This window comes from Microcystis sp. LEGE 00066, from assembly GCF_015207925.1.
Classification (GTDB): domain Bacteria; phylum Cyanobacteriota; class Cyanobacteriia; order Cyanobacteriales; family Microcystaceae; genus Microcystis; species Microcystis ichthyoblabe_A.
Genome location: NZ_JADEVX010000143.1, coordinates 1 through 11,217 on the forward strand (window position 1 = coordinate 1; position 11,217 = coordinate 11,217).

Here is an 11,217-nt window from a genome sequence, read left to right on the forward strand (position 1 = left end):
GGGAAGTGGGGGTGTAGGGTGTGGGGTTTAGGGTGTGGGGAAGTGGGGAGAATAAATAAAAATAATCTCCTGTCTCCTGTCTCCTGATTACTGATACCCGATAGTCCTTGTGTATTGTCGAAGCGTTTACCTATAATAACTTTAAAAAGATTTTCGGGATCATCGGTAGCCCTATGGCAAAAATTGAAACGAGAACAGAACCCATGGTTTTAAACATGGGACCCCATCACCCTTCGATGCACGGAGTTTTGCGCTTAATCGTCACCCTTGACGGGGAAGACGTGATTGACTGTGAACCCGTGATCGGTTATCTTCATCGGGGCATGGAAAAAATTGCCGAAAATCGCACTAATGTCATGTACGTTCCCTACGTTAGTCGTTGGGATTACGCCGCAGGGATGTTTAATGAGGCGATTACGGTCAATGCTCCCGAAAAATTAGCCGATATCGCCGTTCCCAAACGAGCGCAATATATCCGGGTGATTATGTTGGAACTCAACCGCATCGCTAACCATTTACTCTGGTTAGGCCCCTTTATGGCGGATGTAGGCGCACAAACTCCCTTTTTCTACATTTTCCGGGAACGGGAGATGATTTATGACCTCTGGGAAGCTGCCACGGGAATGCGGTTAATTAATAATAATTATTTCCGTATTGGTGGCGTGGCGGTGGATTTACCCTACGGATGGGTGGATAAGTGCGTGGATTTCTGTGACTATTTTGACCCGAAAGTGGACGAATACGAGAAATTAATCACTAATAACCCGATTTTCCGCCGTCGTATTGAAGGGATAGGCTGCATTACCAGAGACGAAGCGATTAACTGGGGTTTATCCGGTCCGATGTTACGCGCTTCTGGGGTGAAATGGGATTTAAGAAAAGTTGACCATTACGAGTGTTACGACGATTTTGACTGGGAAGTGCATTGGGAAACCGCCGGCGATTGTTTTGCTCGTTATTTGGTGCGGATTCGGGAAATGCGCGAATCGGTGAAAATTATCCGGCAAGCACTGAAAGGTTTACCCGGTGGTCCCTACGAAAATCTGGAAGCGAAACGGATGGCAGAAGGGAAAAAATCAGCCTGGAATGATTTTGACTATCAGTATATCGCCAAAAAAGTCGCCCCCACTTTTAAGATTCCTAAAGGTGAACATTATGTGCGCTTGGAAAGTGGTAAAGGGGAATTAGGTATCTTTATCGTCGGTAATGATGATGTTTTCCCTTGGCGTTGGAAAATTCGGGCCGCCGATTTTAATAATCTTCAAATTCTGCCTCATATCCTCAAAGGGGTAAAAGTTGCCGATATTATGGCGATTTTAGGCAGTATTGATATTATCATGGGGTCAGTTGATCGCTAAATCTCCTTCAGGGTGGGTTATCTTAACTAACTCACCCCCGTTTTGGCCCAGTCTCATGAAAAAAGCACATCGGCCTTTATTTCAGGTAATGTGCTTAAATACCTAGCATTTATCTTCATTTACTGGATGTGAGTGTTTTTCCCCGCTTCCAATTGAACCTCAGTGATAGGGGGAATCTCGCTTTGGGGAATCTTTAACTCTCCCACTTGAACACCTAAACTAGCCAAGGCAGTTAAAGTGGTGATGATGCGGCAAATCACGTCAATGTCCGCTTTATGTTTTTGCCAGAAATTTTCCTTTTTCATATTTACTCCTGTCCCCCTATAGCTTGTTTTTTGAGGACAAGTTGATTAAAATGCTTTAAGCAAATGCTGGCAAAAGGGGATCAAAAAGTGGATCAGATCGTAGGTTGACGTTTGACGAGATTTATGTTAGGGTCCGGCGAAATCAGATTATCGGATGAAGATGTGGAAACCCTTCGTAAGGCTAAAGATGCTTATAAGGGAAACTATTCTTGTGCTTCGGAGAAAACAGAGCAAATATTAATAGAAGCAAGTCGATGGTTACTTGAGGCATTTCTCGAAGAATACCGTAGTCAAACAGAAACTTCCAGTTATACCATTCCATTAAATGTCTTGAAAGATTGGATGACACCATCGCCACAATCCGGAACAACTAAAGACGTTTTAAAAACAGATGGTAAGAAATTGTACTTACAAAATGAATATGATTTTAAAAGATTTGAAAATAAGAAGAAAAGCGAGTACAGAATTGAAGATATTAATGATAATTCAATTCATTTAACCTTAGAAGATATTAATGTTTTATTAGAGCAGTCTATTTTAAAGGTAATTGGCATATCTACAGATAGTTTGCGGTTTTGTACTCAAAAAGACTATAAAAAAACAAAAATACAAACAAAAGGAAGACCCTCTAGACAGTCTTATATTGTTCAAGCTTATTGCGAAGTATTAGGACTAGATTTTGACAGCTTACAATGTTGTCAACTTCATCAAAACCCAAAAAATCAACAAACAAATAATGAAAAAATTTATCATGTTTTGACAACAAAATTTAATTACACTAATCTAGTAAATTTTACCAGTTCAATAGTTGCTAACCCTTTACGAGAAGGCACTATTTATATTCCCCCTTGTCCTCATCAATATCGTGTTTTGTGTTTGCGTCGTTTAGAAAAAGAAATCTTGATCACTAATAATTTGCCCGTTAAACCTATTGTTTTTAAGTTTCAAGGAGATGGTCAGGAAGAATGGGATAGCTATAGTCTTCATGAACATTTTTTCAATAATTCTGGAGGAATTAAAAATTTAAAGACTAATAATTTTGGCTCTTCGGTTTGTGTTATGCAATGGACTGGGGTTATAGGGGATGTAACCCTTATGTAGAAAGGCATTTGGCGATTTTTGTCAATTGTTTTTCATCTAAAGCGAACTCATCAATTAAGTCTTTTGCCAGATAAGGATTTAGTCAATTTATGCCCCCCTATCGAACCATACCAAGTAACGAAGAGCCATAATTTTTGGGTTCTTCGGTTTGTCTTATGCAATAGACGGGAGTTATAAGGGATGGAACCCTTATAGAGAAAGACATTGGGCGATTTTTATCAATTGTTTTTTATCTAAAGCGAACTAATCAATTAAATCCCTTACCAGATAAAGATTTTGTTGATTTATGCCCCCCTATCGAACCATAACAAGTAACGAAGAGCCAATTTTTGTTTGATTTTTGAAGGAATTGATTGTGCAGACTTTGACTGTTTAAAGGACATTGATTCGTTTTGGCAAAATTTAACCAAAAAAGCTAGTAAAATACAAAATAGTCCCATTTCGGGCTTTTTATTAATGATTTGGTTAGATTATGGAAACAGTAATGATTGGAGAGATAAGGACAAATTATCAGAATTAAGTCCTATTCACTGCTTACAGATTGACTCTCGCTTTGAAAAACTGTCTTTTCAGAAAATTATTCCTACTTTTGCTCAACAACTTCAGTTGGGTTGCGACTTACAGGATGAAACCACCTTGCAGGAATTATGGGAAAATAGCAATCAAGGCAACATAGAAGACACACTGAAAGCTTTTTATCAACAATTTAAAGGACAATTATCGAGGGAAAATAGATGGCTAAACTATCCTTAACCTACACGGGAAAAATTCAACCAAAATCGGATCTTTATTATGAACCGATTCAACAGAAAATTTATCCCTATGACGCAGGTGATGAGTTAATAGAAGTTGTTAACTTGGCTATTGAATTGGGAATGCCTTTGTTACTAGAAGGTGAACCGGGATGTGGCAAAAGTCGTTTAGCTCATGCCTTAGTTTATGAGTTTAATAATGGTCAGAAAAGTAATCCTATAAAATATTATGAGTGGATAGTTTAATCTACAAGTAAAGCGGAAGATAGTCTCTATCAATATGATTATATTGGCCGTTTACAAGCTGCTCAAATTAGCGGAATTTTAAGCCAAAAAGAAATAGAAGAATCTTCTTCTGAGCCAAAAAATCCAGCTACTTCAAAGGATTGGGTTGATTTACAAGCCTTGGGTAAAGCATTTAAACAAAGTCAAGATAAGCAAGAACAATCGGTAGTATTAATTGATGAAATAGATAAAGCAGATCGAGATTTTCCTAATGATTTACTTTTAGCCATTGAATCTCGTCGTTTTTTCATTAAAGAAACAGGAGATTTAATTCAAGCAAATGATCAAGCTTTTCCTTTGATTATTATTACCAGTAATCAAGAAAAAAACTTACCCAATGCTTTTCTGAGACGTTGCATTTATCACTATATTGAGCTACCCAACCAAGAAAGATTAAGAAAGATATTAACCGAACGGTTTACCGACGCTGAACAAGAGGTTATCATCAAAGCAGTGGACCGTTTTTTGGAAGTGAGAACATCACAAGACGAGACTAAATCTGAAGGAGAAAAAAAAGTTAGCACGAGTGAATTAATAGCCTGGTTTAAATCGTTACTCAAGTACAAACCTTAAGAAATTATCGCCAAATTAAAAAAGGACAAATTACCCCACGCTAGTGTTTTACTAAAAAGCCGTACCGATTTACAAGATTATGGAACAAGAGGTTAAAAAAGCCAATGACATCACCCCTACTTGACCTATTTTATCACCTCAGAGACGAACAAGGATTTCTGCTGTCTATTGAACAATATTATCGGGTGGAAAATTACCTGATTCAAAAACTCGCCAATGATTCTGATATTGCTATTCAAGAGAATCCCAACTTAGAGAATCCTAAAATTAAACTTCTTTGTCAAGCTTTATGGGTTAAATCCCCGAAAGAAAAAGAAAAGTTTGATCAGGCCTGGACAGAGATGCTACAGTTACAACCAGAAATAAATATAGAAATAGCCAAAAAAACACCTATTCGCCATCCAGAAGAATCGATTAGCAAAATCATAAACCCGATGGATGATAGGGAATCTCCCTCATTAGAAATTACCCCTCCGGGGGATAGACAAATAGCACCGGAGACTTCATTTCCACAAATTGCCACAGCTATTGAAAAGCGAAAAAAAATCACCTCCTTAGATAATCCTGATTATTATCCTATTGGCATCGCTAAGTTACAAGAAAGTTGGCAGCAACTGCGTCCATTACCCCTAGAAAATCCTCGACAAACTTGGGATCTAAAAGCTACGGTGATGGCAACAGCTAAACGAGGTTTTTTTGACCAAATAATTTACCAAAAGAAGCAACTTTATCGCCGAGAAATTATTATTTTTATTGATTGTTCTGACTCGATGATTCCCTTTGCAGGATTTGGTCGGATAATGAAGCAAACTTGGGCAAATGTTCCCCATTTTTACTTTGATAATCTGATTAGAGACGAGGTTTTACGACAAGAAAACGGTTGGGAAAGTCAATCTTTAACCAAAGTTCTCTCTAACTATTCTCCTGAAGTAACCAGTTGTCTAATTCTTAGTGATGCAGGTGCCGCTAGAAAACGTTATGTAGAAGAGCGCTTGAGCGCAACAGAAACCTTTATCCGACGATTTAGCCGAAGATTTAGCCGAGTCGCATGGTTAAACCCCTTACCCTATCATCGATGGTATGGGACAACTGCGATCGATATTGCTGATTTAGCTGAAGATATACCCAATTTTTCCATGTTTTAACTAACCACAGAGGATTGGGAAAACTTGATAACATGGCTAAAAGAAGAAGCTATCCCACCCCGTCATTTTCCATTTAATCCTAATCAGTTTCAACAAGGGGATAATTGGGATGAGGATGAAGATTTTTTTAGCGCAAAAAGCCGTTTAAGATTATTTGAAGAAGAAAACGAACTAAACACCAGAGAACTAGCGAAACAAGCGGCTTTTCCCCTTGGTTTATCTCCTAATTTACTTTATTATCTGCGTCAACATCAAGATAAAAATAATCAAGCTCCCTGGTATGCGATCGCTGATATTTTACTCTCCAGTTTAGTCCGCAAAATAGATCGAGAACTCTATGAAATGTCTCCCGATGTTCGTAAACTACTATTAGAAAAATTAACCCCAGAGGAACTCAAATCTCTGGCCTATCAGTTACAAACCTATATTCAGGAACAAATCGGTGATTATTGCTCACAATCGGTTTATTGGCAAAATCAACAATGGTTAGCTCTTGCCTACCTAAAACCCAGTCAAGCAGTCAATGAAATCAAACAGGTACTAGCAGAGGCTATCAAAAATAATAACCGAGTGCGTCTTGTGAGATTGACAGCTTTATTAAAAAATCTATCGGCTGCTTTAGCCGATTATGAACCCTTATTATTGCTTAATGAACCGATTGCCGCCTATTCTAGAGGGGATTTAAACCACGTTGGTAATGTCCTTCAACTTTCCCCAGAAGACGAAGGAACCCTACAAAAACGTTTAATAGACAAAGTAGCCGCTATTGTTCCCTACAATGAAAACCTTTTTCTTTTTACCGCAGAAACAGTATTGGTTAATGAAACAGGCCAAGTTATCGAGAGAAAACCTGTTAAAGCCTATTTTTACGATGAAAACCTTCCAGAAGTTCGCAACCGGAAAAAAGCTCAAAACTATATCCGCATGATGTATATTCCCCAAGGAGAATTCTGGATGGGAACGGAAGATGAGGAAATCGAAAGACTGGTTAAAAAATTTGGTTGGGACGGATTTAGAAGTGAAAGACCACAACACCTGGTCCAAGTCCCCGCTTTCTACATGAGTCAAACCCCGATTACCCAAGCTCAGTGGAGAGCGATTGCCTCTCGCACGGATTTAAAAGTAAAACGATATCTTAACCCTGATCCCTCCCACTTTAAAGATCCCCCCAAACCCCCCTTTTTAAGGGGGGCTTCCGATTCCCCCCCTTTTGAAGGGGGGGCTAGAGGGGGATCGCCCACGCGCTGGGATAGACCCGTAGAACGAGTCAACTGGTATCAAGCAACGGAATTCTGTAAACGACTATCAAGGGAAACAAAACGGGAGTATCGGCTACCGAGTGAGGCGGAATGGGAGTACGCTTGTCGTGCTGGAACCACCACCCCATTTTACTTTGGGGAAACCATTACGGGGGAATTAGCCAACTACGATGCCAGCTATACCTACGCCGATGAACCCAAAGGAGGATGTCGAGAACAAACGACTCCCGTGGGACAATTTCCCCCTAATGCCTTCGGACTGTACGATATGCACGGCAATGTCTGGGAGTGGTGTGCCGATACCTGGCACGATAATTATGACGATGCGCCGAGGGATGGCAGTGTCTGGATAAAAAATGAGAATAATAATCGTTCTCTTCTGCGGGGCGGTTCTTGGTCCAACGATCCCTATTACTGCCGTTCCGCTGACCGCATCTACAACAACCGCCGCGACCGCAGCTACGGCAACCGCGGTTTTCGGGTGGTGTGCGGTGTCGGGGGGACTGTGTAACCGTTTTTCTCTTTTTTTCCCGCCCAAAGGCCGGTCGATTTTGTAGGGGCGAACTGCGTTCGCCCACCGGCAATAATCGGCCCACCCGTTTTTTGGGGATTTGGGGCGATTTTTGGGTTATTTGGGCGCACGCGATGCGCCCCTACGGGTTTTTTGGGTTATTTGGGCGCACGCAATGCGCCCCTACGGGTTTTTTGGGTTATTTGGGCGCACGCAATGCGCCCCTACGGGTTTTTGGGGTTATTTGGGCGCACGCGATGCGCCCCTACAGGTTTTTGGGGGGTTGGGCGCACGCGATGCGCCCCTACGGGTTTTTGGGGTTATTTGGGCGCAGGCAATGCGCCCCTACGGGTTTTGGGCGCACCAGAAGGCGAAAAACCCCCGCATCAAGTTAATCTAGATACCTTTCGAGAAAAAATTTTTTTGCACAGGGAGTCCTTACAATAGAAAAGGGAACACACAACCAAATTGCTGGTATTTTTCCTCTGGGCATGGTGGCGCAGTTTATAGAATTTAGCTGGAATTTATGAATCATTTTCTGCATTCTTTCACTGTTTTTCCTGATTCTGCCCGAAAATCTCGCTCTTACTCCCTGGGTAAACTGCGACGACCCTTAATCTTCCTGTTTACCGTCGGTTGTCTGACTAGCGTGGTCGGTTATCGTTTCTATAATCAGCCGAAATTGGCCGTCGGGACTATTTCTCCGGTCACGATTATCGCCCCCGAAGATGCCAGTTTTCAAGACCAAGAAACCACCGACCTCAAACGCCAAAAAATTCGGGCTGGACTGCTTCCCCGGCTGAAAAGAGACCCCCAAACCACCGACCAGATCGAGCGATCGCTGCAGGACACATTAGGGCAATTAAGTCAAATTCGCCCAATTTTGCGAAGAAATTCCATTTTAATGGGCAGGAATATTTCTAACGCCACAATGGGAACGCTGCTCACCTTTTCTGCCGCTCAATGGTCAACTCTACAGAGCCGCCTCAACTACGAAGAATCTTTTACAAACCTCTTGACAAAAGAGCAGGAATATGCTGTTAGCGAAATCCAAGCCTATCGTCAGCGCGTGGCCAAGGGGAACTTTGAGCAATTTATCGATCGATTAGGGCAATTACGGCAAATAAAGGAGCAAACCAGCCAAAATTATCAGCATTCCAGCTTAAATAAACTCAAATACGCCGATCTGATCACAGTGGCCCAAATGGGCGATCGAGAGTGGCAAAACCTAGAAACAGCAGTCCTGCAAGCGGGGCGCCGGATTTTGGTGCAAGGCATTCCCCCCGGGATTTCCACCAGTCACCTACAGGATACCATCGCCGTGCAGATTAGCAGCGATCGCCTAAACCGTCGTCAGCAGCTTTTAGCCGAAAATATCCTTCTGGCGGTCCTAGAGGGACAAACGAACCTGATAGAAGATCGAGAAGCCACCAAAGAACAAGCCACTAAAGCGGTGGAAGCGGTAGATATGGTCATGTCTAACGCTCAAACCGGTCAAATTATCGTTAAAGCAGGCGAAAAAATTACTCAAGCTCAGTTTGTTCTCATCGATGGCTTTGGTTTGAGCGAACGGGGCATTAACTGGATGGGTTTAGGGTCAACGGCAATCCTTGTCACCAGTGCGATCGGGACTTTTTGCCTCGTTGCTCAGCGTCTCCATCGGCCTCTGCGTCACCGGGATTTTCTTCTCTTGGGTTTGCTAAGTTTTACCACACCGATCCTAGCGATCGCTAATATTCCCTTTACCAATCTGGCAGCCGTGGGTTTATTAGTCAGCAGTTTCTATGGCCCGACTCTGGCCGTCACCCAAGTCCTCTTAACTGCCGGTCTTTCCCTATTCAGCATCCAAGGCATCAGTGCCGATTTAATCGCCGGGACGATTGGGGGACTATTAGCGGCGATGATAGCGGCAAAATTGCGTTCCAGGGATGAATTATCGCTCCTAGGGATGGGAATCGGAGTCAGCCAAGGGGGTGTTTATCTGCTCACTTACCTAATCGTTAGCGCCACGGCCAGCACGGTCATCTATACTCTACTACCCACAGCCCTCGTCTATGGTCTATCGGGAATAGCTTGGACGGTAATCGCCCTAGGATTATCCCCCTATTTGGAACGCTGTTTCGATGTGGTGACTCCCATTCGTCTGGTGGAGTTGTCCAATCCTAATTGTAGTTTGCTCAAACGTTTGGCCACGGAAGCACCGGGTACTTTTCAACATACCCTTTTTGTCGCCTGTTTAGCTGAAGCGGCCGCCCGAAAACTGCACTGTAATGTGGAATTAATTCGCACGGGAACCCTCTATCACGATATCGGGAAAATGCACGATCCTCTCGGTTTTATTGAAAATCAAATGGGTGGGCCGAATAAACACGATGAAATTAACGATCCCTATGTCAGCGCCGAGATTATTAAAAAGCACGTTAGCGAAGGGTTAGTCATGGCCCGCAGACACGGTTTACCGCGAGTCGTCCGCGATTTTATTCCCGAACACCAAGGCAATCTCTTAATTTCCTATTTTTATCAGCAAGCTTTGCAAAAATCCGCCCAAAATGGTCAAGAACTCGTCGATGAGGCGGCCTTTCGCTACGATGGTCCGATTCCCCAATCGCGAGAAACGGCGATCGTTATGTTAGCCGATAGTAGCGAGGCCGCTTTGCGATCGCTGAAGGAGGCATCCCCAGAACAAGCCATGGATATGATCAAAAAGATTTTTCAGGCCCGATGGCGCGATCAACAATTAGTAGATAGTGGTATTCGTCAGGAGGAATTACCAATTATTGCCGAGGTTTTTGTACAAGTTTGGCAACAATTCCACCATCAACGCATTGCCTACCCGAAAGCAGTTTTAGAAGTCTCCTCAGCCAAAAAAATATGAAAAGAGATACTTGGCTAAATCAGTTACAATTTCTCTACGAACAAGATGAACATCTCTGGTTAACTGAAACAATTAAACTCCTCAAGGAAAATCGTCTAGCTGAGTTGGATATTCAACATTTAATCGAGGAGTTGGAGGCTTTGAGCAAACGGGATAAAAATCGAGTTGAGAGTTTTTTAAGACAGATAATTATTCATCTTTTGTTGTGGCAATATTGGTCAGAAGAATTTGAATTAAATCATCGGCATTGGCAAGGAGAAATAGCCACTTTTAGAGTTCATCTAAATGGATATTTAAGTACAAATCTAGAAAAATATCTCCTAGATAACCAAGAAAAAATCTATCAAGATGCCGTTTTTATTGTCGGGCAAAAAACTGAAATATCTCCTCACAATTTCCCTATAAATTGTCCCTATTCTCTCGAACAAATGCTTGATAGGCATTGGTTGCCAGAGCGAAATTAGTTAAATCCCACAGCTAAAAATCAAGGATAATTACCAAAATGTTACTAATTACTCTCAACGAAAATACTTTATCTTTATCTCCGGGCAGTCAAGTTATTTTTCCGCATCAGACTTGGGAAGATTACCAAAGATTGCTGAGTTTACGTCTCCAAAAAACCTATCCCAAACTCTATTTTAACGGCAAAACTCAAGAAATTCGGCTTATGTCTCCCTTACCAAGTCATGGCAATCGTGTTGATACATTAAGGGATTTAGTAAAAATTATCCTCCGTCGTCAAGGTAAAGACTGGCAATGTTTTGATCCAATTACCTTGAAAATTCCGGCTCTTCGTTACTCTTTATGCTAAATCAACAGACAAGATGCCAAGATAACATACTTCTAACCCAAAAATTCCGAAAGTTTCTAAAGCCATAGCCTCTTCTTTTTATTAGTTTAAGTTTATTGTTGATTCCCTCGACCACCCCATTCGTTGTCCTTCGCTCGAAATAACTAATTATTTCTCCAAACCAGTTTCGGATTGTTTGACAACTCTTAGTAAAAACACTGGAGGATTTTGCCAACCATTCCGAGATGGATAGCATTCCCTCT

Annotated in this window: 9 protein-coding genes and 3 pseudogenes; 10 read left to right on the forward strand and 2 right to left on the reverse strand. The window is 41.9% G+C overall.

What is annotated here, in order from left to right; translation table 11 throughout:
* Positions 1 to 173 precede the first annotated feature (173 nt).
* Positions 174 to 1,358, forward strand: a complete 1,185-nt coding sequence (locus tag IQ224_RS17260) for an NAD(P)H-quinone oxidoreductase subunit H (protein ID WP_002760089.1) — start codon at positions 174 to 176, stop codon at positions 1,356 to 1,358.
* A gap of 119 nt (positions 1,359 to 1,477) precedes the next feature.
* Here IQ224_RS17260 and IQ224_RS17265 read toward each other — a convergent pair whose 3' ends face one another.
* Entirely contained in the window at positions 1,478 to 1,663 is a 186-nt protein-coding gene (locus tag IQ224_RS17265; RefSeq protein WP_036400226.1) for a hypothetical protein, read from the reverse strand.
* Between the two features lie 123 nt (positions 1,664 to 1,786).
* Between IQ224_RS17265 and IQ224_RS17270 the strand changes: the two are divergent.
* The 9 genes and pseudogenes from IQ224_RS17270 to IQ224_RS17305 all read left to right on the forward strand — a co-directional run.
* Positions 1,787 to 2,704, forward strand: a pseudogene (locus IQ224_RS17270) (hypothetical protein); the annotation flags it as partial.
* Between the two features lie 516 nt (positions 2,705 to 3,220).
* The gene (locus tag IQ224_RS17275; RefSeq protein WP_370583150.1) at positions 3,221 to 3,517 is read left to right on the forward strand and encodes a hypothetical protein; all 297 of its coding nucleotides are present in this window, start codon (positions 3,221 to 3,223) and stop codon (positions 3,515 to 3,517) included.
* Positions 3,499 to 4,470: pseudogene (locus tag IQ224_RS25075) on the forward strand (AAA family ATPase). Before IQ224_RS17275 ends, IQ224_RS25075 begins: the two are co-directional and overlap by 19 nt.
* 8 nt (positions 4,471 to 4,478) lie before the next feature.
* Complete coding sequence (locus IQ224_RS25080) at positions 4,479 to 5,519, forward strand: hypothetical protein (protein WP_370583151.1); 1,041 nt, start codon at positions 4,479 to 4,481, stop codon at positions 5,517 to 5,519.
* A gap of 24 nt (positions 5,520 to 5,543) precedes the next feature.
* Entirely contained in the window at positions 5,544 to 7,289 is a 1,746-nt protein-coding gene (locus IQ224_RS25085; RefSeq protein ID WP_370583152.1) for a formylglycine-generating enzyme family protein, read from the forward strand.
* Between the two features lie 121 nt (positions 7,290 to 7,410).
* Positions 7,411 to 7,689 carry a hypothetical protein gene (locus tag IQ224_RS17290; protein ID WP_194033269.1) on the forward strand — a complete coding sequence of 93 codons (279 nt, stop codon included), beginning with the start codon at positions 7,411 to 7,413 and terminating at the stop codon, positions 7,687 to 7,689.
* Between the two features lie 126 nt (positions 7,690 to 7,815).
* Positions 7,816 to 10,164 carry an HD family phosphohydrolase gene (locus tag IQ224_RS17295; protein WP_002742645.1) on the forward strand — a complete coding sequence of 783 codons (2,349 nt, stop codon included), beginning with the start codon at positions 7,816 to 7,818 and terminating at the stop codon, positions 10,162 to 10,164.
* A complete protein-coding gene (locus tag IQ224_RS17300; protein WP_002742647.1) occupies positions 10,161 to 10,628 on the forward strand; it encodes a DUF29 domain-containing protein in 468 nt (155 codons plus the stop codon). Before IQ224_RS17295 ends, IQ224_RS17300 begins: the two co-directional genes overlap by 4 nt.
* Before the next feature lie 38 nt (positions 10,629 to 10,666).
* A pseudogene (locus IQ224_RS17305) lies at positions 10,667 to 10,951 on the forward strand (Uma2 family endonuclease); the annotation flags it as partial.
* 25 nt (positions 10,952 to 10,976) lie between these two features.
* Here IQ224_RS17305 and IQ224_RS17310 read toward each other — a convergent pair.
* Positions 10,977 to 11,217: transposase (locus tag IQ224_RS17310; protein WP_194032751.1), on the reverse strand; the 241-nt coding region annotated here is incomplete at its 5' end.